General features: G+C 67.6%; 17 protein-coding genes and 6 pseudogenes. 18 read left to right on the top strand and 5 right to left on the bottom strand.

Annotated features, from left to right (window positions below; all coding sequences use genetic code 11):
* The first annotated feature begins 70 nt into the window (after window positions 1-70).
* The 6 genes and pseudogenes from AB0L75_RS38705 to AB0L75_RS38680 all read left to right on the top strand — a co-directional run bounded on the left by AB0L75_RS38705 (window position 71) and on the right by AB0L75_RS38680 (window position 5,930).
* Window positions 71-1,078 carry an ATP-binding cassette domain-containing protein gene (locus AB0L75_RS38705; RefSeq protein WP_365190826.1) on the top strand — a complete coding sequence of 336 codons (1,008 nt, stop codon included), beginning with the start codon at window positions 71-73 and terminating at the stop codon, window positions 1,076-1,078.
* Window positions 1,075-1,938, top strand: coding sequence for an ABC transporter permease (locus tag AB0L75_RS38700; protein WP_365190824.1), 864 nt, complete (start codon window positions 1,075-1,077; stop codon window positions 1,936-1,938). Before AB0L75_RS38705 ends, AB0L75_RS38700 begins: the two co-directional genes overlap by 4 nt.
* Window positions 1,939-2,141: 203 nt before the next feature.
* Window positions 2,142-3,186, top strand: a pseudogene (locus AB0L75_RS38695) (IS110 family transposase).
* A gap of 36 nt (window positions 3,187-3,222) precedes the next feature.
* The gene (locus tag AB0L75_RS38690; RefSeq protein WP_365190822.1) at window positions 3,223-3,918 is read left to right on the top strand and encodes an MBL fold metallo-hydrolase; all 696 of its coding nucleotides are present in this window, start codon (window positions 3,223-3,225) and stop codon (window positions 3,916-3,918) included.
* 397 nt (window positions 3,919-4,315) lie between these two features.
* Window positions 4,316-5,272: a histidine kinase gene (locus tag AB0L75_RS38685; RefSeq protein WP_365190820.1), complete on the top strand. Its 957-nt coding sequence runs from the start codon at window positions 4,316-4,318 to the stop codon at window positions 5,270-5,272.
* A gap of 22 nt (window positions 5,273-5,294) precedes the next feature.
* Window positions 5,295-5,930 carry a response regulator transcription factor gene (locus AB0L75_RS38680; RefSeq protein ID WP_365190818.1) on the top strand — a complete coding sequence of 212 codons (636 nt, stop codon included), beginning with the start codon at window positions 5,295-5,297 and terminating at the stop codon, window positions 5,928-5,930.
* A 273-nt stretch (window positions 5,931-6,203) separates the two neighbouring features.
* Here AB0L75_RS38680 and AB0L75_RS38675 read toward each other — a convergent pair whose 3' ends face one another.
* Window positions 6,204-6,731 (bottom strand): transposase, encoded by a 528-nt coding sequence (locus tag AB0L75_RS38675; RefSeq protein WP_365190817.1) that lies wholly within the window; start codon window positions 6,729-6,731, stop codon window positions 6,204-6,206.
* A gap of 452 nt (window positions 6,732-7,183) precedes the next feature.
* On the opposite strand from AB0L75_RS38675, the pseudogene AB0L75_RS38670 reads away from it, so the two are divergent.
* From AB0L75_RS38670 to AB0L75_RS38660, 3 genes and pseudogenes are all read left to right on the top strand, one after another.
* Window positions 7,184-9,414: pseudogene (locus AB0L75_RS38670) on the top strand (alpha-L-fucosidase).
* 414 nt (window positions 9,415-9,828) lie between these two features.
* Window positions 9,829-11,382 carry an alpha-L-arabinofuranosidase B gene (locus AB0L75_RS38665; RefSeq protein ID WP_365190815.1) on the top strand — a complete coding sequence of 518 codons (1,554 nt, stop codon included), beginning with the start codon at window positions 9,829-9,831 and terminating at the stop codon, window positions 11,380-11,382.
* A gap of 174 nt (window positions 11,383-11,556) precedes the next feature.
* Window positions 11,557-11,658: pseudogene (locus tag AB0L75_RS38660) on the top strand (AbfB domain-containing protein); the annotation flags it as partial.
* A gap of 93 nt (window positions 11,659-11,751) precedes the next feature.
* On the opposite strand, the gene AB0L75_RS38655 reads toward AB0L75_RS38660, so the two are convergent.
* Complete coding sequence (locus AB0L75_RS38655; RefSeq protein WP_365190813.1) at window positions 11,752-12,735, bottom strand: acetylxylan esterase; 984 nt, start codon at window positions 12,733-12,735, stop codon at window positions 11,752-11,754.
* Window positions 12,736-12,986: 251 nt separating this feature from the next.
* Between AB0L75_RS38655 and AB0L75_RS38650 the strand changes: the two are divergent.
* Window positions 12,987-13,715: pseudogene (locus AB0L75_RS38650) on the top strand (beta-galactosidase); the annotation flags it as partial.
* Between the two features lie 50 nt (window positions 13,716-13,765).
* Here the strand turns inward: AB0L75_RS38650 and AB0L75_RS38645 are convergent.
* Window positions 13,766-14,146, bottom strand: a pseudogene (locus tag AB0L75_RS38645) (universal stress protein); the annotation flags it as partial.
* 106 nt (window positions 14,147-14,252) lie between these two features.
* Window positions 14,253-16,373: a LamG-like jellyroll fold domain-containing protein gene (locus tag AB0L75_RS38640; protein WP_365190812.1), complete on the bottom strand. Its 2,121-nt coding sequence runs from the start codon at window positions 16,371-16,373 to the stop codon at window positions 14,253-14,255.
* Window positions 16,374-16,710: 337 nt separating this feature from the next.
* Between AB0L75_RS38640 and AB0L75_RS38635 the strand changes: the two genes are divergently transcribed.
* From AB0L75_RS38635 to AB0L75_RS38600, 8 genes are all read left to right on the top strand, one after another.
* A complete protein-coding gene (locus AB0L75_RS38635) occupies window positions 16,711-17,748 on the top strand; it encodes a LacI family DNA-binding transcriptional regulator (RefSeq protein WP_365190810.1) in 1,038 nt (345 codons plus the stop codon).
* Between the two features lie 194 nt (window positions 17,749-17,942).
* The gene (locus tag AB0L75_RS38630) at window positions 17,943-19,190 is read left to right on the top strand and encodes a sugar ABC transporter substrate-binding protein (RefSeq protein ID WP_365190809.1); all 1,248 of its coding nucleotides are present in this window, start codon (window positions 17,943-17,945) and stop codon (window positions 19,188-19,190) included.
* A gap of 10 nt (window positions 19,191-19,200) precedes the next feature.
* Complete coding sequence (locus AB0L75_RS38625) at window positions 19,201-20,184, top strand: sugar ABC transporter permease (protein ID WP_365190807.1); 984 nt, start codon at window positions 19,201-19,203, stop codon at window positions 20,182-20,184.
* Window positions 20,181-21,005 (top strand): carbohydrate ABC transporter permease, encoded by an 825-nt coding sequence (locus tag AB0L75_RS38620; RefSeq protein WP_365190806.1) that lies wholly within the window; start codon window positions 20,181-20,183, stop codon window positions 21,003-21,005. Before AB0L75_RS38625 ends, AB0L75_RS38620 begins: the two co-directional genes overlap by 4 nt.
* 80 nt (window positions 21,006-21,085) lie before the next feature.
* Window positions 21,086-22,822: a trehalase family glycosidase gene (locus AB0L75_RS38615; RefSeq protein WP_365190805.1), complete on the top strand. Its 1,737-nt coding sequence runs from the start codon at window positions 21,086-21,088 to the stop codon at window positions 22,820-22,822.
* Window positions 22,823-22,889: 67 nt separating this feature from the next.
* Window positions 22,890-24,743: an RICIN domain-containing protein gene (locus tag AB0L75_RS38610; protein ID WP_365190803.1), complete on the top strand. Its 1,854-nt coding sequence runs from the start codon at window positions 22,890-22,892 to the stop codon at window positions 24,741-24,743.
* A gap of 107 nt (window positions 24,744-24,850) precedes the next feature.
* On the top strand, window positions 24,851-25,363 hold the full coding sequence (locus AB0L75_RS38605) for a DUF2975 domain-containing protein (protein ID WP_365190802.1): 513 nt from the start codon (window positions 24,851-24,853) through the stop codon (window positions 25,361-25,363).
* A complete protein-coding gene (locus AB0L75_RS38600) occupies window positions 25,363-25,584 on the top strand; it encodes a helix-turn-helix transcriptional regulator (RefSeq protein WP_181648025.1) in 222 nt (73 codons plus the stop codon). The genes AB0L75_RS38605 and AB0L75_RS38600 overlap by 1 nt, the downstream gene beginning before the upstream one ends.
* Before the next feature lie 335 nt (window positions 25,585-25,919).
* Here AB0L75_RS38600 and AB0L75_RS38595 read toward each other — a convergent pair.
* Window positions 25,920-26,132: pseudogene (locus AB0L75_RS38595) on the bottom strand (hypothetical protein); the annotation flags it as partial.

Raw genomic sequence — 26,132 nt, 5'->3', positions numbered from 1 at the left:
TACGCCGTACGTTGTAGTAGCCTACCCGCATGGCACTTCTACGTGCGGTGTACTTAGAAAGGGGAATCGAGTGAGCCTTCCCGGCAGCGATGCCTTACGTGATGGCTCGGCCATCGAAATTCGCGGCGTCCACAAGCGTTTCGGTAAAGTCCACGCCCTCCGTGGCCTCGACCTGTCTGTGCCCGCCGGAACTGTCTGCGGGGTGCTCGGACCCAACGGCGCGGGCAAGACCACCGCGGTCCGGGTTCTGGCGACCCTGTGCCGCCCAGACGCCGGACACGCCAGCGTTGCCGGGTTCGATGTCGTTCGTCAAGCCGACCAGGTAAGGCGCAGTATCGGATTCGCCGGCCAGTACGCTGCCGTGGAGGAGGGGATCACCGGCAGGGACAACCTCCACTTGGTCGGACGGCTGCACCACTTGGGCACCAAGGGCGCCCGTGATCGGGCGGATGAGCTGCTGGAGCGCTTTGGGCTTACCGAGGCCGCTGACCGGCTGGTGCGCACCTATTCCGGCGGCATGCGCCGACGCCTCGACCTGATCGCAAGCCTGGTCACCCGGCCCGCCGTACTGTTTCTGGACGAGCCCACCACGGGACTGGATCCGCGCAGCCGCAACGATATCTGGGCCATCGTCAGGGAACTGGTGGCTGAAGGTACGACTGTGCTGCTCACCACGCAGTACCTGGACGAGGCCGACAGGCTCGCTGATCACATCGCCGTCGTCGACCACGGCCGCGTCATCGCGTCCGGGGCGCCCGAGGTACTCAAGGCTGCGATCGGCACCAGGCTCGTAGTAACACTGGCGGAGAGCGACCAACTGGCCTCGGCCGCACATGTTCTGGCCACACTCACGGGTGGTGAGCCGGCCCTCGATGCTGCCGAACGTCGCGTCAGCGCAGTGACCGAACCCGGCCGAGCGATCGCCCTGCCCCAGCTTGTCCGGGAACTCGATGCTGCCGGCGTCTCAGCGCAGGACGTGGCCCTGGGACACCCGTCCCTGGACGACGTCTTCCTCGCGCTGACCGGCCACGTCGCGGCCGAGACGAGCTCCAACCTGATGGAGACAGTGATTCGATGAGTGCCATCACCTCGGGTGGCCCTGCCCACGCCCCCGCCGATGCGTCCCCCCGCTTCTCCTCGCTCGCTCGGATGCGGCACGCGCTCTCCGACGCCAGAACCCTCACGTTGCGAGCGCTGCTGTACTACCGCCACTCGCCGGGCCTGATCGCGGTGTCGCTGACGGCACCGATCGCGATGTTCGTTCTGTTCGGTTACATCTTTGGCAGTGCGATCAAGGTGCCTGGTGGCGGGAGTTACCGAGACTATCTGATGCCCGGCATGTTCATGCTGGTTGGGGTGAACGGCCTCATCACCAGCATGACCACCGCCGCTCGCGATGTCGGACGCGGCGTCACCGACCGGCTGCGATCGATGCCGATCACCCGCTCTGCCGCCCTGTTCGGCCAGACCCTCGCCGACCTGATGGTCAGTGTCGTCCTGCTGGCCATGATGGTCGGGGTAGGTCTCGCCCTCGGATGGCGTGCCCACAACGGGATTCTCCACGCCATGGCTGCGCTCGCGCTGATCCTGCTCTTCCGCTTCGTGGTGAACTGGGTCGGCATCTTCGTGGGTCTGCTGGTCGGCCGCGAGGACACCGCTGGGCAGCTTTCCGTGCTGGTCTTCCCGTTCAGCATGGTGACCAACATCTTTGTTACAACCGGCGGTATGCCCGGGTGGCTGCGAGTCATCGCGGAGTGGAATCCGGTTAGCGCCGTTGCCGCAGCCTCGCGCGGTTTGTTCGGCAACACGGTGCCCGTGACGGGCAGTGCCGCGCCGCCATTGCAGCATCCGGTCGTCGCCACGCTGGTCTGGTGTGTCGTGCTGCTGGTGGTTTTCGTCCCGCTGGCGGTTCGTAAGTTCACCACGCACGGCCGCTGAGCGGGATGATGCGGCGAGGATTGTTCCTCTCCCCACGGGCTTCCATGCGTTGCCCTACCTCGCCTCCCCGTTACCTTCTTCGTGGCCCATCGCTGATAGGGGCACGAGCGCCAGGCCGTCCGGCAGGGCTCTGCGTAACGTGGCTGCCGGCAGCTGGCGCCACGTCGAGGCCGGGACGGCATGACCTTCCCTGGAGGAAGCGCGTGATCGACATCAGCGGCATCGGCGTATATCTCGGGCTGGACGTCGGCAAGGGCGAGCACCACGCCCACGGCCTGGAGCCTGACGGGAAGACCGTGCTCGACAAGCCACTGCCCAACAGCGAGCCGAAGCTGCGGGCCATGCTGGACAGACTCAGTGCGAAGTACGGCACCGTGCTCGTGGTCGTCGACCAGCCCGCCTCGATCGGCGCCCTGCCGCTCGCGGTCGCCCGCGACGCGGGTTGCAAGGTCGCCTACCTGCCCGGCCCGACGATGCGGCGGATCGCCGGCCTCTACCCGGGCGAGGACAGAGCCGACGCCCGCGACGCGGCGATCATCGCGGATGCCGCCCGCACCATGCCGCACACGCTCCGCTCCATCGAACTGGACGACGAGACCGTAGCCGAACTGCACATGATCGTGGGCTTCGACGACGACCTGGCAGGCGAGGTCACCCGAGTCGCGAACAGACTGCGGGGCCTTCTGACCCAGATCCACCCCTCGCCGGGGCCGGTACTCGGCCCGCGCATGGATGAGCGCCTGGTCGAGGACATCCTCACCGCGCTCGACGAGCAGACGGTCATCGTCCCGGGCACGGATGAGGCCGCAGTGACCATACCCAAGCTCGCCGCCAACCTCGCCTCGCTGCTGGATCAGCGGAATCAACTCGCAGCCAGCATCGAGGAACTGCTGGAGGCTCACCCTCTTTCCAAGCTCCTGACATCGATGCCGGGGATAGGTGTCAGGACCGGAGCCAGGATCCTCGTCGCCGTCGGCGACGGATCCGCCTTCCCCGCCTCCGGACACCTCGCCGCCTACGCGGGCCCGGCACCCGTCACCCGCAGATACGGATCCTCCATCCGCAGCGAAAGTCCGTCCTGCCGCGGGAACAAGCACCTCAAACAGGCCCTTTGCAGGCTCTGATGTATCTTGCCCGCCGTCGCGTCGACGTGCTCTTCGCATGCACCGCGACGGCACCTTCTTCGAATCACACCCCCCGTCCCCCCAACCGCCTGAACTGCGACAGAACTGCCGCCCCGCCCCTTGACGATGGAGATAGGGGCACTCCCCCAAGGAGACCATCATGTTGGACCTCGCCAACGGCGTTACCTGTATTCCCACCACCAGGCAGGAGAACGCCTATCTGGTCGCCGGCGACGACGGCTTCACTCTCATCGACGTCGGGTGGGCCAAGGCGCCGGGAGTCCTGCTCAAGGCCGTGGCGGAACTGGGCCGCAAGCCCTCGGACATTCGCCGCCTAGTGCTCACGCATGCTCACCCCGACCACGTCAAGGGCGCCGCTGAACTCCGCAGGCACACTGGCGCCGAAATCGCCATCCACGAGGCTGACGCTGCCTGGCTCCAAGCCGGCCGGGTGCCCGCGTCCGGTAGGTCTGGTGCGTTCGGCCGACTGCTCGACCGACTGCCCGCGATGCACTGGGAACCCGTCACTCCCGACCGGCTTCTGATGGACGGCCAGTACATTCCGGGTGCCGACGGGCTCCGCGTAATCCACACGCCGGGCCACAGCCCGGGGCATATCGTGCTCCTCCACGAGCCCACCCAGACGCTGCTGGTCGGCGATGCCATCTTCAATCAGCGTCCCCCAGCGCTTTCCCTTGGACCCGACGCACTCGCCGCGGACCCGGCGAGTCGGCCCGCTGCCCTCTCTCGCCTGCCTGTCGATGTCGCAGTGGTCGGGTTCGCTCATGGTGTTCCACTCACTGGGGCCGGTGTCGACGCCTACACCAACTTGCTTCACACCCTCGAGGGCGCTTAGAGCCCGGTCGATCCATAGCGAATTGGGCCCTATTGAAGAGATCAAATAGCAAAGGGAGGGTGTGCCTGAAATGTAGTCTTTCAGTCGGACCTCTTGCCTCCAGTGGCGCCTCGCGGGTCAAGATCAAAAGATAGTAAATGATGACCGGTCGGCTGGCGAGGGCAGTTATGCTGGCCTGTGTGATCTGCAGTGGCGCGGCCAATGACCTTGGCTGGCGTTTCCTCGGGTCTGAATTGCTGGGCTAGGGGGAAGATTCATGAGAGGTCGGCAGTGCGCGCCAGCTGGAGGCGCCGAAGTTCTTGCCAGTGCGATTGAAAAGGACTGGCAAGAGATTCTTTTTTCTTGCGAGACTGCCATCAGGTCGGCGGAGAACATAATAGGCGATCACCCTGCGGCTATGCGTAAATTTCTGGCAAACGCTGAGCAGGCTCTCGCCGATGTCTGTGCCAGTCTTCGAGCCGGACGTATGGAGGCCGAGGACTCGAACGAGCTGACTGTCCGTCCTCTCGGGGCGGTCAGCTCGGCCGGTGAAGTGCACCCGAGGAAGTCGCAGCAGGCGTTCGCGATCCTTTTCGCGGTTGTACTGGAGGCGGTAGTCCGATTGACGCCTGACAGTGAGCGAACGCCTGGCCTGCTCGCCACCGTTGCCCTGTCTCTGGAGCGGAGCACCGCGCTGTGGACCCGTGAGGCGGGGTCTGGCTACACGGAATACCTGCCACATCAAGTCCGACAGGCGCAGATCGAGGAGCGGCAGCGGATCGCCAGGGAACTGCACGACCGGATCGGGCTCAGTCTCAGTGCGATGCATCGTCAGCTGGAGCTCTACGCCCTGAACCGGGAGACCGATCTGCTAAAAGCGACGCTCTGCTTTGACGCGGCCCGGCAGTCTGTCAAGGACGCCATGGATTCCTTGCGAGCTGTCACGTCCGACCTGCACGAGCGCCCGCCCTTGCAGAGTCTGGAGAAGGCACTGCATCACTACCTCGACTCGATTGGCCCCGGCGAGGTGACGGTCCGGCTACGCGTGAACGGAGACGAGACCTGGGTCCCGCCGGACATCGCCGACGAGGTGTTCCTGATACTTCGCGAGGCCTCCCATAACGCGCTCCGGCACGCCGAGCCCACTGTGCTGCTGATTCGCGTGGACATCGGCTTGCACGACCTGCGCGCATCTGTGGAGGACGACGGCCTCGGATTCGATCCGCAACAGGCCGCCGGCTCGGGCGGGGTCGGCATCGCCTCGATGCATGAACGGGCGGGCTTGCTCGACGGCGCCGTCGAGGTCAGCAGCCTCCTGGGGGCCGGCACCCGTGTGAACCTCTCGATCCCGCTGCGAGTGCGGGATGACGACTAGCGGCGCTGGAGCGGGCATCAAGGTGCTGCTCGTCGACGACCATACGCTGGTACGCGACGGGGTCAGGGGGATCCTGGAGGCCGAGGGCGACATCCATGTCGTCGGTGAGGCCGCAGACGCCAATGGCGGCTTGGCCCGGCTTGTGGAGTGCCGTCCCGACATCGTGCTGCTTGACGTGCAGATGCCGGGTGGGGAGGTTACCGATACGGTGACCAGGATGCGTCGGCTGGCTCCGACTTCGCAGATCATCATCCTGAGCATGCATGACAGCCCGCAGCTGCTGCGGCGCCTGATCGCTGCCGGGATCCGAGGCTACCTGCTGAAGAGTGTGGAGCGCCAGGAACTGGTGGCTGCGGTGCGCAGCGTTCACAGCGATGAGGACCGGATCGTGCTGGCTGTTTCGCGATCCAGCCTGACGTATATTCAGGGCGATTCCGATTGCACGCTTTCCGCTCGTGAGACAGAGATTCTCGAACTTGTTGCCCAGGCGCTGAGCAACAGCCAGATTGCCACGCGTCTCAGCATCACCGAGGCTACCGTGAAGCGCCATCTGCGCAACGTTTTTGTGAAGCTGGGTGCTGTGTCCAGGATCGACGCGGTGAACAAGGCGATCAGCGACTCGTTGATTGCTGATCAGGGCTACCGACACCGTGCTTGAGTTCCTCTGGAGTGCGTGGGTCGTACGGATGGAGGGGGCACGTTTGCCGTGTTCCTAGCTTGTCTGAGCGGGGTGGCCCTGATCAACCCCTAGTATCCCCGGTATTTCGGCGGCCTACCCGAGATCTTGCTCGGATTCCCCCATGTAGGAGGGGCAAGGTCAGCGGCGTGGATGCCCGAGATCCTGGATCGACGAGCCAGCCGACGGAGGGCGCCTGACCGGGCAACTGGACTGGGCAGGCGCCCTTTTTACGTGCCTCTAGTGCTGGGTTCCTCAAAGGACGTACACATGTCGGCGACGTAAGCACCTGGTAGGTGGTGCGGGTCTGCCCCAGATCCAGGGGCCGGCATGGGCGTTGGGCTGGGCCGTCGCCAGGGTGGTGGCCTGTTCGATGCCGTCGCGGTTGGCGGATGACCGGCCGGAGAGGGCCGTCTTGCGGAAGATGCGCCACCAGCCTTCCTGCAGGTTGAGCCAGCACGCGCCCACGGGGATGAAGGCATGGTGGATGCGGGGGTGGTCCTCGAGCCAGGTCCGTGTGGACACGCTGTTGTGACTGGACAGGTTGTCGGTGACGATCCAGATCTGCCCGTCCGGGTTGACGTCCTCGAGCAGTTGCAGGAACTGCTGATAGAACACGCTGTTACGGGACGACGCGGTCATCGTGACTGCCTGGCTATCGGCCGGTCGCAGACCGCCGTAGACCCAGGTCTTCACCGGTCCGCGGCTGTAGTCGAGTTCCGCTTTGATCCGGTGCCCGTCCGGTGACCAGGCGGGTGCGGGCGGATAGGTTCGCGGGATCACTGGCCCCAGCTCGTCGGCGCAGCTCTGCGGAGCGAATTCGGCACCGGCACTCAGCCGGGTCGACGCCGACCAGTGGCGCGCCCCCGGACGCGGTACCGGAGCCGCTGTTGCACGCGGTGAGCAGCGCCAGGGCGGACACAGCCGAGGCGGCGGAGCAGAGGGTTGTTCTGAGTCTCATCAGTGATTCCTCGCGCGGGTCCCGGAGCAGAAGAGATGGGATGTATGTATAGGTGGGCCGCGGCAGGGTTGTCTAGATCCCGGGCAATTTTCGGCAAGTTGGCCCTCGATGCCGCACGTTGGATGGTTGAGCCGGGCTGAATCCATCCCATCAATGACGCTGCAAGCCCGTTGACATCGGTGCGTCACATGGTCGAACTTCGTGTGTGACGCCCGGTACTCCGGAGCCATGAGTGCCGCGTCTTCCCTCTGCCCCCCACTTCAGGGATGTCCTCATGTCGAGCTCGTTCAACAGACGCCGGTTCCTGGCCGGCGCCACAGGTGTCGTGGCGGCAGCGGTCGGGGGCGACGCCCTGGGGACCGGTGTCGCCCAGGCGGCACCGAGTACGTACACCCCCGCGTGGCCCTCGGTCGACCAGCACCCGGCCGCCCCCGAATGGTTCCGGGACGCCAAGTTCGGCATCTACTTCCACTGGGGCGTCTTCAGCGTTCCCGCCTTCGACAACGAGTGGTACCCGCGCAACATGTACGCGACCGGCAGCGCGGCCAATCGGCACCACGTCGCGACCTACGGCGACCCGTCGGTGTGGCCGTACCACAACTTCATCAACGGGGCGAAGGACCAGGCCGGGAACACCGTGCAGTTCGCACCCAGACTGAAATCGGCGGGCGGGAACTTCGACCCGGACGCGTGGGCGGAGCTGTTCGTCGACTCGGGCGCCAGGTTTGCCGGCCCCGTCGCCGAGCACCACGACGGCTTCTCGATGTGGAACAGCCAGGCCAACGAGTGGAACTCGGTCGCCAAGGGCCCGAAGCTCGACCTGCTGCGCCTGTTCGCCACGGCGATCCGCGCCAAGGGCCTGAAGCTGCTGGTCGCGATGCACCACGCGTTCCACTTCAACGGCTACTACGACCACGTCCCCGCACAGTCGGACCCGAGCCTGCAGAAGCTGTACGGGCAGCTGGGGACCACGAAGGAGAACCAGCTCTGGTACGACAAGCTGAAGGAAGTCGTCGACCAGGCCCAACCGGACATACTCTGGCAGGACTTCAAACTCGACGCGGTCGACGAGACTCAGCGTCTGAACTTCCTGTCGTACTACTACAACCAGGCGAACGCCTGGGGCCGCGAGGTCGTCGCCACGTACAAGGACGGCCTCGACGCCAAGGGCGAGGTCTTCGACTACGAGCGCGGTGGTCCCGCCGACCTCACCGCCCCGTACTGGCTGACCGACGACAGCATCTCCAGCTCCAGCTGGTGCTACACCCAGGGCATCGGCTACTACAGCGTCCAGCAGATGCTGCACTCGCTCATCGACCGAGTGAGCAAGAACGGCAACATGCTGCTGAACATCGCACCCATGGCCGACGGGACGATCCCGCAGGCCCAGAAGGACATCCTGCTCGGCATCGGCGACTACCTGAAACGCTTCGGCGAGTCGGTCTACTCGACCCGGCCCTGGACGGCGTACGGCGAAGGCCCGACGAAGATGGGCGGCGGCTCCTTCACCACTCCGTGCGCCGGCACCGCACAGGACATCCGCTTCACCCGGAACAAGGCCGGCACGGTCCTCTACACCACGGTGCTCGGATGGCCCGGCAGTTCCCTGACGATCAAGACGCTCGCATCCGACCGGATCGACCTCTCCTCGCTGACCTCGGTCAAGCTGCTCGACTCGACGGCCGGTACCTACATCGATCTCGCCAGGCCTGCGCAGGATCCCTCCGGGCTGAAGGTGACCCTGCCCTCGTCGGCGCCGTTCAGCGCCGACGCGTACGTCCTCAAGCTCGCGTTCTCGGGGCAGATCCCCAGCTTGCGACCGCTCTCAGGTGCCGTGGTCTTCTCGGACGTCGACTACTCCGGCGCCAGCGCAGTGCTCCCCGTCGGCGACTGCACGGCCGGTCAGCTGACGCTCGCCGGACTGAGCCCCCTCACCCTCTCGTCCCTGCGGCCGGCCCTCGGCTTCCAGGTGATCGGGTACTCGGGAGACGACTTCACCGGCACCGCATGGACCTTCACCGCCGACAACCCCGATCTCCGTGTCACGGGCAACAACGACCGGATCACCTCACTGAAAGTCCAGCTCAATCCGTCGACGTACCTGAGGATCACCAACGTCACCGACGGTCTCGTCCTGGACAGCGGCGGCGGTGTGGCCTCCGGCTCCGACCTCAAACAGTGGACCTGGAACGGAAGTTCCAACCTCCAGTGCAGGTGGTCGAAGTCGGCGGCGGCTACTACAAGCTCGTCAACCGCACCAACGGCATGGTCGCCGACGGCTGGGGCGCCACCGCCGACGGGTCAACGGCCAGGCAGGCGCCGTGGAACGGCGGTACGAACCAGCAGTGGACGATCACACACCGAGGCGACGGCCGCCACACGATCGCCAACCGCACCACCGGTCTCGTTCTCGACGGCGGTGGCGACGTCGCCTCCGGCTCCGTCGCCAAACAGTGGGCGTACGGAAGCAGCACCAACCTGTTGTGGACCTTCACAGCGCTCTGACTTCCACTCCGCAGGACAAGCGGCTGCGACGGTGCGCGGACGAATCTCGCCACGGACCCCACACGATCAAGGTCGTGTGCACGGGACGAAGAACGCGTCCTCGTCCGGCATCGTCTGCGCGCTCGACGCCTTCGCCGACGGCCCCGCCTTCAGCGCCTCCTACAAGCTCCTGAACAAGAGCAGGGCAAGCCGCTCACGGTGTCCGGTTCGTCGACGACCGCAGGCGCTCGGCTCGTCCAGACGACGGACAGCAACGCCGACAGCCAGCTCTGGCAGATCGTGAAGGTGAACTGATCCCGTCCGCCGCCGCAAGCCGCGCACCCCGCCCAGCCGCCCCCGTCAGACCGCCCACAGTCCACCGCGAAGCCGGTCGGGGCGCGGCTTGCTGTCCCGTATCGATGAACAAGGGAGTTCATGGTGTCTGCGCTGCACATTTTTCACCGACTGCGCCGGGGGCTGGTCGTCCCCTTGGCCGCGGTGGCGCTCGCCTTCACCGGCCTAGTCGCCTTGAGTGGCGCCTCGCAGGCCGCCGCACAGGGGCCCTGCGACATCTACGCGGCGGGCGGCACACCGTGCGTCGCGGCGCACAGCACCACCCGCGCGCTGTTCGCCTCCTACAACGGCCCGCTGTACCAGGTGCAGCGGTCGTCGGACAGCACGTTGCAGAACATCGGGGTACTGTCCGCCGGAGGCGTCGCCAACGCCGCGGCGCAGGACTCGTTCTGCGCGGGCACCGTGTGCACCATCACCCGCGTCTACGACCAGACCGGCAGCGGCAACACCCTGGTCTACCAGGGACCCGGCGGGACCGGCGGCGCCGCCACGGCGGCCTCGGCGACCACCGAGACGGTAACCGTAGGCGGCACAAAGGCCTACGCGCTCTACATCAAACCCGGCAACAGCTACTTCGCCTACAGCTCCACCGGGGGTGTGCCGACCGGCAGCTCACCCGAGGGTGAGTACATGGTCACCAGTGGCACCCACGTCAACAACGGCTGTTGCTTCGACTACGGCAACACCGAGATCGACCACAAGGCCGACGGCAACGGTGCCATGGACGCGATCAACTTCAGCACGGAATGCTGGTTCGGCGGCTGCAGCGGAACCGGACCGTGGGTGCAGGCGGACCTGGAGAACGGCCTGTTCTCCGGCGGCAGCAAGACCTGGAACCCGAACCAGGTCTCCGAGACCAGCCAGTTCGTCACCGCGATGCTCAAGAACGACGGCACCACCCAGATGGCGCTGCAGGGCGCAGGCGCCCAGTCCAGGAGCCTGACCAAGCTCTACGGCGGCTCACTGCCCAGCGGATACAACCCGATGCACAAGCAGGGCGCCGTCATCCTCGGCAGCGGCGGCGACTGCTGCCAGACCAACCACAACGCGAGCGCGGGCACCTTCTACGAGGGCGCCATGGTCAAGGGCTACCCCTCCGACGCCACCGACGCCGCGGTCCAGGCCAACATCGCCGCGGTCGGCTACGTTACCGGCACCGCCTTGACCCCGGGCGCGAGGGTCTCGCTGCAGGCCACCACCTCCTGCTGCACTTCTGACTATCTGCAGCACGACACGAGCGTCGACAAGGTCGTGATCGCGCCGGTGAACTCCAGCAGTTCCACCACCGACGAGGCCGACGCCACCTGGATCGTCAGGCCCGGCCTGGCCAACAGCAACTGCATCTCCCTGGAGTCGGCCAACGCATCCGGCAGCTACCTCAGGCACTACGCATTCGAGCTCTACCTCAAGCCGAATGACCGGACCTCCCAGTTCGCGGCCGACGCCACATTCTGCCCGCAGCCAGGAAACAGCGGCACAGGTTACTCCCTTCAGTCGTTCAACTACCCGGCCAAATACATCCGCCACCACGACTTCACCGCCTACATCGCAAGCAACGGTGGCACGAACGCCTGGGACACCACCTCACTGTGGCGCCAGGACACCACATGGCTCGCCGCCGCCCCCTGGAGCTGACGAGCAGCCCGCCCCGGGTCCGGTGCCGAAGACGGCCGAATCCGCACCGGCCCCGGAGGCGTCAACGCAACTCGCGCCGTCCGCACAGCCGGGCACCGAGGGTTCGTCGACGCTCACCTCACACTCCACCCTGCGAAGGAGTTCTTTTAGCACGTTCGCACAGGACGCCACCTTCTGCCCCGCTCGGGCAACAGCGGAGTCGGCCACTCCTTCCGGTCCGTCAACTACCCGACGAAGTACATCCGCCTCTTCAACTACACGGTCTACACAGCCAGCGATGGCGGCGCCAACTCCGGGGACTCCACGTCGTCGTGGGCCCAGGACACCAGTTGGCTCACCGCATCTCCCGGCCCCGTTCGCCTACTTCCCCTACTGCTGCGGAGACAGCCCGCGTTCGCGCAGCCATTTCAACTGCACCGCGGTGTTGAAGCCGAAGCCGCCGCCGTGGTCGGCGAAAGGCCAGGCCGTCATGGTCCGGTCCGTCCCCGCGTAGTGATTGAAGGCGGCGTAGACGGTGGGAGGCGGACATGTAGGGTCCATGAGGCCGACGCTGAACAGCGCCGGCGCCGTCGCCCGGCGGGCGAAGTGCACACCGTCGAAGTAGTCGAGTGTGGCGAAGGTCGCCTCGACGCGGTGCGGACTGTGCCAGCGCAGGTATTTGGTGAGTTCCAGGTACGGGCCGTCCCCGCTGGTCCGCGCCGCGTGGCGGAAGTGACACAGGAACGGCACGTCCGCAAGCACTGCCGCCACCTGGTCCGGGGCGAGTCCGCCGACCGCGATGGCCAGGCCACCGCCCTGGCTGCCGCCCGCCACGACGACCCGCCCGGCATCCAGACCGGGCAGTTCGGCGAGCGCGTCCACGGCGCGCACACAGTCCGTCATGAGGCGGCGGTAGTAGTAGTTGCTGGGTGAGTCGATGCCGCGGGTCATGAAGCCTTCGACCCATTGCGTGCCGTCGCCCTCACCGCGGTCCGGAGTCTCGTGACCCTGACCCCGGCTGTCGACGACGAGTTGGGCGTACCCGCCCGCCGACCACAGCAGGTGATCGGTGGGCAGCCCGCGGCCGCCGCAGTAGCCGGCGAAGGTGACGACGACCGGCAGCGGTCCCTCGGCGCCGCGCGGGCGCAGCAGCCAGGCGGCCACCGGCTCGCCGTTCCAGCCGGGGAAGCGTACGTCGTCCACCTCCACGGTGCTCAGCAGATACCGGTCGGTGACCCGCTCGGCTTTCACCGCGCCACCTCGGGCGCGCGCTTCGGCCAGGGTCTGCTGCCAGAAGGCGTCGAAGTCCTCCGGCGCGGACACCTCCGGCCGGTAGGAGAGGAGTTCGTCAGGAGTTTGATCAGACAGATGCATGGTGGTCCTTGCGATGGGGAGGGGACCAGACTTCTGCGCAGTCGAAGCGCATCGACGCTGTCATGTGCATACGTTCCTGTCAACTGGTGCCATCATCATGTCTAGTTCGTAAGGTCTTGCCGTAGCTGAAAGGCCATCTTAGTCTCGGCTTCGTTTCTTCGGCTTCCATAGTCGAAGCGCTTCGACTGCAATGTCGACAACTGACGGATCGGCGTGCCAGGGGCCGCTCCAACAACCGACGGAGGTTGTTCATGCCCGTCCTGCCCGCCCGCGTCCTGTTCGGCGCCGCCTACTATCACGAGTACCAGCCGCATGAGCGGCTCAAGGCCGACCTGGATCTGATGGCCGAGGCCAGGTTCACCGTCATCCGGGTCGGTGAGTCGGTCTGGTCGACCTGGGAGCCGGAGAACGGGACGTTCGGCCTCGACTGGCTGCAGTCGGTTCTCGACGGTGCCCGTGAATGCGGAATCTCGGCCGTCCTCGGTATGCCGACCTACGCCGTGCCGCCGTGGTTGTCCCGGCAGTACCCGGAGATCGCCGCCGAGCGGGCCACCGGTCAGCGCATCGGCTGGGGCGCCCGCCAAGAGGCGGACTTCACCCACCCCGGCTTCCGCTTCCACGCCGAGCGCGTCACCCGAGCCATCCTCGCCCGGTACGCCGCCCACCCGGAGGTCATCGGCTTCCAGGTGGACAACGAACCCGGCCTGCGGCTGCCGCACAACCACGGTGTCTTCCAGCGGTTCGTGGACCACCTGCGCGCCCGCTACGGGGACGTGGAGACCCTCAATCGCGAATGGGGCCTAGTCTACTGGTCGCACCGGCTGTCCACCTGGGCCGACCTGTGGACACCGGACGGCAACGTCCAGCCGCAGTACGACCTCGCCTGGCGGGCCTTCCAGGCACGCCAGACCACCGAGTTCGTCGCCTGGCAGGCCGACATCGTGCGCGCCTACGCACGCGACGACCAGTTCGTCACCACATGATGATGTTCCTCGGCCTGCCGGGGCCGTTGTGCCGGTGGGGTGTGCGGCTATGGGTGGTGTGGTGGGTGTGGTGGCGGAGGTGGGATCGTGGCGACGCCGGGGGCGGTCTCGGGCCAGACGAGCAGGACGGGGCAGGGGGCGTGGTCGACGATGAAGCGGCTGGCGGGGCCGAGGCTGCGAGGCCCGAGATGGGTGCGGTCGCCGTCGCGGGCGAGGACGAGCAGATCGGCTCCTTCGGCGGCGGCCACGACTTCGCGCTCGACGCGGCCGGTGCGCTCAACACGGTTACAAGGACGCCCCAGGAGCTGCGCGGCTTCGGCGAGGAGTCGTTCGGCGGAGGCGGTGGCCAGGTGCTCGACGGCCGTGCCAGGGTCGCGTTCGGGATGGCCACGGCCGAGTAGCCTTGCAAAGGCGCCGGAACTGACGCCGCCCCTCTGGCCCCTCCAGCAGAGCGAATTGGAGGTCTCGTCGGGAAGCAGGCTTGCCTCGTCTCGTTGCCTTCAGGCCCTTCCTGCCACCGGCGGTGCGTTCACCTCATCGCACCTCGCGCGCGTACGGCGCGACCGTGATCCGGTCGATCAGCGGCGCGTATCGCGAGCGGAGCAGCACGCCGGGGAAGGTGTCCGAGGCGTAGCTGGTGCCGTCGAAGTTCGGTAACTCCTCGCAGCGGAAGGTGATCGTGTTCTGTCCCTCCGTGAGGTGCACCGGGATGGTCAGCTCCCAGAAGTTGTTCTGGTGGAAGGTGTGCGGGAAGCCGACGCGCTCCATCGCGCCGCCATTGACGACGATGTCGGCGTGACGGGCGAGCGGGTCCGGGTTGTAGTGGGTGGCTTGCGACTGCTCCGGGTTGGAGTAGCGGATGCGCAGCGCGTACAGGCCGGCCTTGTCCGCGGCGACGGCGAACGTCGCGGTGTTGCCGTTGCCCGGTTCGCCGCCGATCCCGGTGATGGCCGTACCGTCGGTCGCCAGGGACAGCGGGGTCAGCGTGGCCGAGCCCGCCAGCTTGGCGTCCTGCGCCTCGTACGTACGCGCCTTCAGCGCGCCGTCGGTGAGCTTGACCGTGAGCCGGTCGACGAGCGTGGCGACCGAACCGCCGGTCACGGTCACCTTGTTGATGCCACCCGAGAGAGAGACCGCCACGCTCCTTCTGCCTTTGGTCAGGTGCAGCACGTCGTGCCCGTTGACGGACAGCCGCGCGTCCGCGCTGCCGAGGGTGTCGACCCCGAGGGTGGCTTCGCGGTCGGCGGGGGAGTAGACCCAGAACGTGGCCGTCTGGTTCTTCGCGAGTCTGACCGCGCCCGAGCCGGTGGTCGGGGTTCCGGTGTGCTTCGGCAGGTCGTAGACGGGCCCCGCCCCGCCGCCCGTCCAGGCCAGCTCACCCTCGTGGACCTGGGCCGCCGCCGACGCCTCGGGCAAGGACAGGGTGACGCGGTCGACGATGGCGTCGCCTTTGGTGGCGCGCTCGCCGTCGAGGCTCTTCGCGGCGAGCGTCAGGGTGTGCTTGCCCTTGGTGAGGCGGACCTTGGTGTCGGTGTGGTCCCACACCACCCACTTGTAGCCGAGCGGCAGGTAGAGCTGCTGCTCGCTGTCCGCTGTGCCGTCCACTCGCAGGAAGACGTTGGTGGGGCCCTGCTCCTTCACCTTGTCGAAGGTGTTGAGGGAGTTGGCGAAGACGCTCAGGTCGTAGGTGCCGTCCTCGGGCACGTCCACGGTGAAGTCGAGCGTGACGTCCGAGCCGGTGCGCAGGCCGCCCACGTCGTAGCCGCCGGAGGTGTAGAACTTCGACACGTCGCAGGGCGAGCCCTCCGGACCGTTCTTGGAGTAGCCGGACCCGGTGTGGGCGGCGTCCTCGGCCTCGTACGATCCCTGCCAGCGCACGGGCGCGACCGTGCCGGCCACCTGTTCCGGGGTGAGCGCCGAGTGCCAGACCGTGAACTCGTCGATCGCTCCCTTGAACAGCGGGTCCTGATAGAAGGACTTACCGATGCAGCCGGCCGCTGTGGCCGCACTGTCCAGCAGATCCTTGGCCTTGACGGTCGTCGCGGCGGAGGAGACCGCCACGCCGTCGAGGTACGTGGTGACCCGGTGGGCGGCGGTGTCGAGGGTGACGGTGACCGTCCACCATCCGTCGCCGGGCAGCGGCGCGTAGCCGGAGACCTGCGCCTCCGCACCACCTCCGCCGGTGGTCACGGCGGTGCGGAGCACGCTGCCGTTGTACGGCGTCATGAACAGGTACTTGGTGGTGTCGGTGCCCAGGTCGAAGATCCGCTGCCAGGACGCCTTGTCACCGCTCCACTTCACGCGGGCAGAGACCGTCAAGTCGCTCGCGTCGCCCAGCACCTCGCGGGGCAGGCGGACGTAAGCACCGTCGGAGGCGGGCGACCCGCCGGGCAGACCGAGCGCCCTGCCGCCGACCGCGCCCGTGACGGACTGGGCGGTGGAGGGGTTGACCAGGGTCGCGGTCAGGCCGTTGCCGGAACTGTCGGTGATCCTGCCGGAGGCGAGGTCGTCCTGGTCGAAGGTGTAGTGGGCGGCGGGCCGGGGCGTATCGGCCGCCTGCGCGGCGACGGCCGGTGCGGCCGGCAGGCCCGCGCCGAGAGCCAGCGCCGTGGCGGCCGGGGCCTGGCGGCGGGCCGAACTGTCAGCAGATGGCATGGATTGCCTCCTCAATCCTTGAGTGCCGACATGTGTCGAACCGGTTCGATTTCTGGGCCAGGAGGATCGTCGGAAGGATCACTTCATCGAACCGGTTCCGGGAAGCTAGCACCGGTAGGTCCGACCAGCAATCCCTGCGTCACAAGGTTCTGCTGGCCTCCTGTCGGGACGGAAAAGCTCCCCGGGGTGTTGACAGGTGCGGGGACAGTTCCTACCTTCGCTTCACGCGAACCGGTTCGACAACTGGCTTCGCTTCGCATTCGCCCGACGCACTTTCATGACCGGCGAGTACTCTTTTCCATCGAGGAGTCGAACCGGTTCGATCAAGGAGCCGACCGTGAACATCGGTGAGATCGCCCGGCGGGCCGGTGTCTCGCGGAGCACCGTGTCCTACGCGTTGAGCGGCAAGCGCCCGGTATCGGACGACACCCGGCGGAAGATCCAGGAGGTCATCGACGAGCTGGGCTACCGGCCCAACGCCAGTGCGCGCGCCTTGGCCAACGGCCGGACCAGCACGATCGGTCTGGTGTTCCCGCCGGCCGGGAACCACTACACCGGCATGCAGCTGGACTTCATCGGCAGTGTGGTGGAGGCCGCCGCGGCCTACGACTACGACGTGCTGCTGTCCCCGAGCGGGGTGGACAGTGACCGCTCGTTCCAGCGGCTGCTGGGGGAGCGGCGGGTCGACGGCGCGATCCTGATGGAGATCAGGCTGGAGGACGACCGGGTCGATCACCTGGCGGCCCTGGACTTCCCCTCCGTCGCCATCGGGCGTACCGCCCATCCGGAGGGCGGCTGGTGGGTCGGCCTGGACCACACCGCGCTGGCGGCGGCCTGCGTTCACCACCTGGCGGACCTCGGCCACAGCAGGGTCGCCTTCGTCAACCGTCCCGAGCAGCTGCTGCGGGCCGGGTATGAGTCCGCGCACCGGGGTCTCGACGGCTTCACCAAGGCCGCCGCCGAGCGCGGGCTGACCGTGCGGACGTACTGCTGCGGGGACGACGCGGCATCGGGCCAGGCCTGTCTGGAGCAGATCCTCCACGACGCCCCAGCCACCACCGCCCTGGTCACGCTGAACGAGGCCGCTCTAGGCGGCCTCTACCGGGGGCTCGCCCAGGCGGGCCGCCATGTGCCGCGTGACTTCTCCGTCACCGGGGTCGTCGCCAGCCGATGGGCGGAGACGGTGACCCCGCAGCTCACCGCGGCCGACGTACCGGCGGAGGAAATGGGCCGCCGCGCCGTCGACCTGCTGGTGGAGCGGCTCGACCACCCCGACGCGCCGCCCCGGCACCACCTCCTCGCACCGCCCGTCTCCCTGCGGGCCAGCACCGGGCCCGCAGGGAGACGGCACGGCGTCCTGACCGCATCGGCGTAACCCCGCCGCACGTCACGTAGCTCTCTTCATCTCTGGATCTCCGCACCTCACCGGAGGCTCGAACTGCCCGGCAGTGCGGTTCGCCGTGCCCTTCCTCATCACCCCGTGTCCTCGGCACCCGCATGTCCAGAACATCGGCACCCGCATGTCCAGAACATCGGCACCCGCATGTCCAGAACAAAGGAACCCGTGCGATGAACAGCTCCTCCAGACAGCGCCGTCTGACCGCCGCGGCCGTGACCGCCCTGGCCGTGGCCGTCACCGCCACCGCCTGCTCCTCTGGCTCGGGCAGCAGCGGCGCCAACGGCGCCGGCAGCGGCACGTACACCATCTGGGACCCGTACCCGCAGTTCGACAAGGCCTCGGCCTGGGCGAAGCTGCTGGACCAGTGCGGAACCCAGGTCGGGGTGAAGGTCAAGCGGACCGCCTTCGACACCAGCGACCTGGGCAACAAGACGCTACTCGCGGCCCAGCAGGGCAACTCGCCGGACCTCCTCATCGTCGACAACCCCGTGGTGTCGACCCTGGCCGAGGCGGGCGTGCTCACCACGACCGACGACAACAAGCTGGACACCTCTAAGGTCGACCCCAACCTGCTGGCGGCGGGCCAGTCGGGCGGCAAGACCTACGGCGCGCCGATCGGCGCCAACACCCTCGCCCTCTACTACAACAAGAAGGTCCTGAAGGCGGCCGGCGTCGACATCGCCGCGGTCAAGGACTGGACCTCGCTGACGGCGGCCCTGGCGAAGGTCAAGAGGGCCGGCAAGAAGGGCATCACGTTCTCGGCGATCGGCACGGAGGAGGGAAGCTTCCAGTTCCTGCCCTGGTTCTGGGGCGCCGGCGCCAAGCTGACCGAACCCGACTCCGCCCAGGCGGTGTCCGCACTGACCCTGTGGAAGGACTGGCTGAAGAACGGTTACGCCCCCAACTCGGTCCTCAACAACACCCAGACCACGAGCTGGCAGGAGTTCGCGAGCGGCGACTACGCGTTCAGCGAGAACGGCACCTGGCAACTGGCCAACGCCAAGAAGGCGGGCTTCGACTACGGCGTCCTGCCCATCCCCGGTGCGAACGGCGGCAACGCCGCGGCCCCGACCGGCGGCGAGTTCGTAACCGTCCCGGTCCAGCAGGACACCGGCCGCTATGCCACCTCCCAGAAGCTGGTTACCTGCCTGACCAGCACCGACAACCTCTACAACACCGACACCACCCTGTCCTACGTGGCCCCCACCAGCGAGGTCCAGGCCAAGCAGGTGGCCGCCAACGCCGACCTGAAGCCATGGGTGGACGCGGTCAGGACGGCCAAGGGCCGCACCAGTGACAACCTGGGCACCAAGTACCCCAAGATCTCCGAGCAGTTGTGGAAGGCCGTCCAGTCCGCCCTCAGCGGGTCCAAGTCACCCAAGGACGCGCTCACTTCGGCGCAGGCCGCGGCCAAGTGACGTGAGCCCGATGAAGCAGACGACACATCCGCCGGACCACCGGACCGGGGGCGTCCGGAACGGGGCGGCCACCGCCGCTCCGCCCCCGTCCTGCGGCACGAAGCGCCGCCAGACCACCTCTACGCAGTGGGCCGCCTGGGCCTTCCTCGCCCCGGTGACCCTCTACCTCGCCCTCTTCTACGCCTATCCGCTGTACCGCAACCTCGATCTGAGCCTGCGCAACTACACTGTCCGCTCCTTCGTCCAGGGCGACGCCCCGTTCACGGGCCTGGCGAACTACCGCACGGTCTTCGACGACCCGACCTTCGCCCCGGCCCTGCTCCACACCGCGGTCTTCACCGCGGTGTGCCTGGTCTTCCAGTACGCCATCGGACTGACCCTCGCGGTCTTCTTCAGCCAGAACTTCCGGCTGTCGGCCACTCTGCGCGCCCTGTTCCTGGTGCCCTGGCTGCTGCCACTGATCGTCTCGGCCTCCACCTGGTCGTGGATGCTGAACAGCGAGTCGGGCGTCGTCAACGCCGCCCTGCACGCCCTCGGCATCGGGCCGGTGAACTGGCTGACCTCGCCCTCGTGGTCACTGGCCTCGGTGATCATCGCGAACATCTGGATCGGCGTCCCGTTCAACCTGGTCGTGCTCTACAGCGGCCTGCAGTCCATCCCCGCGAGCCTGTACGAGGCCGCCGCCATCGACGGTGCGAACGCCTGGCAGCGTTTTTGGCGCGTCACCTTCCCGCTGCTGCGCCCGGTGTCCGCGATCACCCTGCTCCTGGGGCTGATCTACACGCTCAAGGTCTTCGACATCATCTGGATCATGACCAAGGGCGGCCCGGCGGACTCGTCCACCACCTTCGCCACCTGGTCCTACCAGCTCGGCTTCGGCAACCTCCTGCCGGCCTTCGGTCCCGGCGCGGCCGTCGGCAACCTGCTCGTGGTCGCCGCACTGGTCTTCGGCCTGGTCTACGTCCGGGCCCAGCGAAAGCAGGCCCTGTCATGAACCGAAGCCGCAGGCGCACGTGGGTGAAGACCACGATCGGTGTCGTGCTGACCGGGATCATGCTCTTCCCGGTCTACTGGATGGTCAACGTCTCCCTGACCTGCGACCAGGACATGCGCAAGAGCCCGCCGGACCTGCTGCCCCTCCACGGCACCCTGGCCGGCTACCGCACCGTCCTGGACGAGCAGTTGCCCTACCTCGGCACCAGCCTCGTCATCGGCCTGGGCACCGTCGTCCTGACCGTCGCCCTGTCCGCACCCGCCGGTTACGCCCTCGCCAAGCTGCGCCCCCGCGGCGCCGGCATCCTGAACTTCGTCCTGCTGGCCGCCCAGATGATCCCCGGCATCATCATGGCGATGGGCTTCTACGCCATCTACCTCCAGCTCGGCCTGCTCCAGTCCGTCCCCGGCTTGATCGTCGCCGACTCCACCCTGACCGTCCCCTTCGGCGTCTTCATCTTCACCGCGTTCATGTCCGGCATCCCCGGCGAACTGCTCCAGGCCGCCACGACCGACGGCGCAGGGCCGCTGCGCACCTTCTGGTCCATCGTCCTGCCGATCAGCCGCAACGCCGTCGTCACGGTGTCCCTGTTCGCCTTCCTGTGGTCCTGGTCCGACTTCGTCTTCGCCAGCACCCTGGTCAACGGCGGCGCCCACGAGCCGATCACCCTCGGCATCTACCACTACATCGGCAACAACAACCAGCAGTGGAACGCCATCATGGCCACCGCCGTCGTCGCCTCCCTGCCGGCCGCGGTCATCCTCGTCCTCGCCCAGCGCTACGTCGCCGCCGGCGTGACCGCCGGTGCCGTCAAGGACTGAGTCCCCCAGCCCCGGTGTGCGACGGCTGACCTCACGCGTCAGCCGGCCGCTGCCCCCTGCCCAGAAACGAGTCACGCCACATGACCGCCGCCCGAATCGGCCCGGCCTTCTCCGTCCGCGACATCCCGTTCAGCACGTACGGTTCCTGGTTCGACCTCTCGCCCGTCGTGGCGGAGAAGACGTACGCCGAGGACCTCCACCTCGTCTCGCACCAGAACGGCATGCACGCCGTACTGCGCCTGGTCCCCCTGAACGCCACAAAGGGCGACCGCGTCGAGACCCGCGTCGAGGCGACACCGGGCCTGCTCCGCTGGCTCGCCGCGAGCGGGCGCATCGACCTCGCCTACGAGTCACCGGACACCGTACGCCTGCGGGGGAGCGGCCTGGGCATCGGCGTCCTCGCCGCCACACAGACCCTGACCCCGTTCAGCGGAACATACTTCTTCCACGACCCGGCGGCGGACGCTTACGTCTTCACGTCGTACGAGACCGGACGCCGCTATCGCGTCACCCTGCTGTCCGGCACCATCGCCGAGGCGGAAGGAGCCCAGGCGCTGGGCAGCGCCGACCGTGGACTCGCCGTGACCGCGGAGGGGCACGGTTCCTGGGAGATCGCGATCGAGGAACTCGACACCTCCCGCCCCCCGTACGCGACCTCGGCGACCTTCGACAACATCGTGGAGTCTGCGCGGGGCGCGTTCACGGACTTCGTCGACGCGGTGGCCCCCTGGCGCTCGTCCGCCACACCGGCCGCCGAACTGGCAGCCTATGTCGTCTGGTCGGCGACCGTGCGCCCGGCGGGCCTGGTCACCCGGCCCGCTGTGCTGATGTCCAAGCACTGGATGGACAAGGTCTGGAGCTGGGACCACTGCTTCAACTCCCTTGCTTTGGCTCCTGGTTGCCCCGAACTGGCCCTGGACCAGTTCGCCCTGCCCTTCGACCACCAGGAGGACAGCGGTGCCCTGCCCGACTCCGTCACCCACTCCGAGGTCCTGTACAACTTCGTCAAGCCACCCGTCCACGGCTGGGCCTTCGGTCGCCTGCGCCACAGACTGCCCACACCTCCCAGTCGGACCCAATTGGCGTGTATTTACACCTGGTTGGAGCGCTGGACCAACTTCTGGCTCACCGCACGACGAGCCTCCGACGCCGAACTGGCCTACTACCAGCACGGCAACGACAGCGGTTGGGACAACGCCACCACCTTCGACCCCGAGCGAGTCGTCGTCACCGCTGACCTCGCCGCCTTCCTCGTTCTCCAGATGCACGAACTCGCAGCCATGGCTGATGAGTTGGGCAAAGCGGATGCGGCGCGCCGGTGGCGGGCCGCAGCCGAGGAGACACAAACGAAGCTGCTCGACCAGCTCTGGACCGGCGACCGGTTCGTCGCCCGGGGAGTCGCCAGCGGCGACACCTGGAGCAGCGCCAGCCTCCTCGACCTGATGCCCGTCGTGCTCGGCGAGCACCTGCCCGGCGACGTCAGCGGCGCGCTGGCCGATCACATCAAGGCCCACCTGACGCCGTACGGCCTGGCCACCGAACTGACCACCTCACCGCACTACGTCGCCGACGGCTACTGGCGCGGCCCGATCTGGGCCCCCGCCACCGTCCTCGTCGAGGACGGCCTGCGCCGCGCCGGCCACCACCGGCTGGCCGACGACATCAGCGCCCGCTTCCGCGCCCTGTGCGAGACACATGGCTTCGCCGAGAACTTCGACGCCGTCACCGGAACGGGCCTGCGCGACCGCGCCTACACCTGGACCGCCAGCAGCTACCTCCTGCTGGCCGAAGCACACGCCCACCGGGAGAGCCGCTGAGCGGCCGCCTCCCGCACAGCCCCGGTGCCGTACGAGCCCCGGTCATCCTCCCTCAAGGAGCCGCCCGATGTACTCGACCGTAACCCTTCGCAGACCCACGACGCGCACCGGACGCCGAGCGGTCTCGTCCGTCGCCGTCCTCGTGGCCGCACTGGCCTCGACCCTGGTGCCCGCCGCCCCCTCCCGGGCCGCGGACACCAGCGTCACCGTCGACTTCGCCACCGCCGGAGGCGCCCCCACCTACCATGCCTCCGGCATGATCTACGGCATGACGCCGGACGGCTCGCTCCCGCAGGACCACTTCTTCAAGGACATCAAGTGGCACTTCATGCGGGCCGGCGGCGCCCAGCTCAACAGCGGCGGCTACGCCACCAGCCTCGCCGACTACCAGACCCGCTGGAAATCGACCCTGGCCCAGTACAAGCGCACCGTCTCCCTCGGCGGCACATTCGTGCTGCTCCCGCACGACCTGTGGGGCGCGGACGGCACCACCAACCAGGGCTGGCCCGGCGACAACGGTGACTGGACGCAGTTCGACAACTTCGTCACGCAGCTCATAGGCGACCTCAAGGCCAACAACATGACCGTCGAGTGGGACCTGTGGAACGAGCCCGACGGCAAGGGCTTCTGGGCGCCGTCGCAGGCTCAGTACTTGCAGATGTGGTCGCGCTTCTACGCCCGCGTCCGGGCCACGTTCCCGAACCAGCTCATCGTCGGCCCCAGCATGGCGGGCCAGCCGACGTCCGCCAACACCTGGTGGACCACGTACCTGAAGTATGTCAAGGCCAACAACGTCGCCCCCGACATCTACAGCTGGCACGACGAACCCGCCGACCCGGTCCCCGGTGTCGCCAGCGCCAACTCCACCCTCGCCGCGGCGGGTCTGACCAACACCCGCCCGTACCAGATCAACGAGTACGGGGCGCTCTCCCAGCAGAACCCCGGCGGCGGCGCCTGGTTCATCGGCCGTCTGGAGCGCACCGGCGCCGACGGCCTGCGTGGCAACTGGGCCTCCGGCACGAACCTGCACGACTACGAGGCCAACCTGCTCACCAAGAACAGCTCCGGCCAGTACCTGCCGCTCGGCGAGTGGTTCATGTACCGCTACTACGGCTCGCAGACCGGCAACATCGTCAACTACGTCCCCGGCAGCAACACCGATGGCCTGGCCACCAAGGACAACACCGCCAGGAACGCCAAGGTCCTTGTCGGCAGCAACGGCAACGCCGGCAACGTCACCGTCAACCTCACCGGCCTGAACACCACCTCGGTCGTGGAGAACAACCAGGTCCGCGCCGTCGTCCAGCGCATCCCCTACAACAACGGCGCCGCCGTCGCCGGACCCGTCACCGTCTCCGACACCACCCTGACCGTCAGCAACAACGCCGCCTCGCTGACCGTCCCCTACGCCAACGCCAAGGACGGCTACACCATCACCCTGCTCCCACCCTCCGACACCACCATCTCCACCGTGGCGGTCAGCGAGAACAGCGGCCAGTGCCTGGACGACACGAACCTCAGCACTGCCAACGGCACCCAGTACCAGCAGTACCACTGCGAGGGCGGCTACCAGCAGATGCTCGACCTCAAGCCGGTCGCCGGCCGGACCAACACCTACACCGTCGTCAACGAACTCAGCGGCAAGTGCCTCGACGTGTCCGGGGCCTCCACCACCGACGGTGCCGCCGTCATCCAGTACACGTGCAACGGCGGCACCAACCAGCAGTTCACTCTCAATCCGGTCACCGCACTGGGCAACAGCCAGGATGACCAGCTGGTCGCCGTCCACAGCGGCAAGTGCGTCGACGTCAGCAAGGTCTCCACCACGGCGGGCGCCCTGATCCACCAGTGGACGTGCGACCCGGCGAGCGCCCTCGCCACCAAGAAGAACCAGATCTGGCGTCTCATCGGCAAGTCCTGACGACCCTGGCCCGGCGGTCGCCCAGACAAGGGCCAGTGCGGGGCGACCGCCGGGGCCAGTGGCCGCCCCGCCGTTCCTTGTGTGCGGCGAGCAGGGCAGCCAGACGTATGGAGGTGTCTCCCGTGATCGCTTCCCCGAGGCGTGACGAAGTGGGTGGCCGGCCCCTCCTGGTGGTGCTCACCGGCACCGTGTTCGTACAGGCATTGATGGTGTGGGCGTTGGCCAGCGGAAGTGACCCGGAGGACGGGTCGCTCCCGCTGACCGCGCTGCGCGTCATCACGATCCTGGGCATCGGGACGGCCCAGGTCGCCCTGGTCTGCGTATGGCGGCTGGTAACGATGGTGCGACGCGGAACCGTGTTCTCCCACGCCGCCTTCCGGTACGTGGACGTCATCATCGGCGCGATCGTTGCGGCTGCTCTCATGTGGTTCGCGGTCACGGCCCTGAATGCGCCGGGTCAGCGGGACGACCCGGGCGTCACCCTCATCATGGGCGGGATTGGCGTGGCCATCCTGGGAGTCGCGCTCATCGTGCTCGTGCTACGGATGCTGCTCGCCCAGGCCGTCGCCCGCGACGTCGAAGCGGCGCGGATGCAGGCCGAGCTGGCCGAGGTGATCTGATGCCGATCGCCGTCGACATCGACGTGATGCTGGCCAGGCGGAAGATGTCCGTGGGCGAACTCGCAGACCGCGTAGGGATCACACCCGCCAACCTTGCGGTACTCAAGAACGGCCGCGCCAAGGCAGTGCGCTTTGCGACGCTCGCCGCGCTCTGCGAGGTGCTCAAGTGCCAGCCAGGCGACCTGCTTCGCTGGGAGGCCGAGGACAGCGCGGGCGAATGAACCGTGCCTGCCGACGCGCCATCGCGGATCCCGCTTGCCTTTGACCAACTCCGCGAGCACCCCGTGGCCGTACCCGGGGCGATCCCAGGCCTGCTTGAGCGTCTGGCCGAGGTGCCCGACCCTCGCGATCCGCGCGGCGTACGGCACGTTCTGGTCGTCATGCTTGCGCTGACCGCGTGCGCGGTTCTGGAGCTGGCTGAGGCGGACCTTGAGGGCCATCGCCTGCTCCATGGGTTGGGTGCTGATACCGGTACGGTTTCCGGCAGACCCGGGCCGGATAGCTTCCGGTGCGCCCCGCCGTGATGCGACGAGGTAGCCCGAGGTCCTGGCCGGGTTCATCCCTCGGGCGTATGCGGGCAGGTCTCGCGTTGCTGGTAGCTTCCCGGCAGGCCTGTGCCTGCAGCCGTCCAGAAGGCGTGGGAGTCGTGGAAGTGGCCGCCCAGGGTGCGCCAGGGGTACCGCCACCGCCACCGCCACCGCCACCGCCACCACGCCGCGAACGGGCCGTTGTCGGGGTCCATCAGGATCCGCAGATGCGGGTCCGCGTG

Source organism: Streptomyces sp. NPDC052101 (assembly GCF_040680235.1).
Classification (GTDB): domain Bacteria; phylum Actinomycetota; class Actinomycetes; order Streptomycetales; family Streptomycetaceae; genus Streptomyces.
This window is presented reverse-complemented; position numbering and strand designations above follow the sequence as displayed.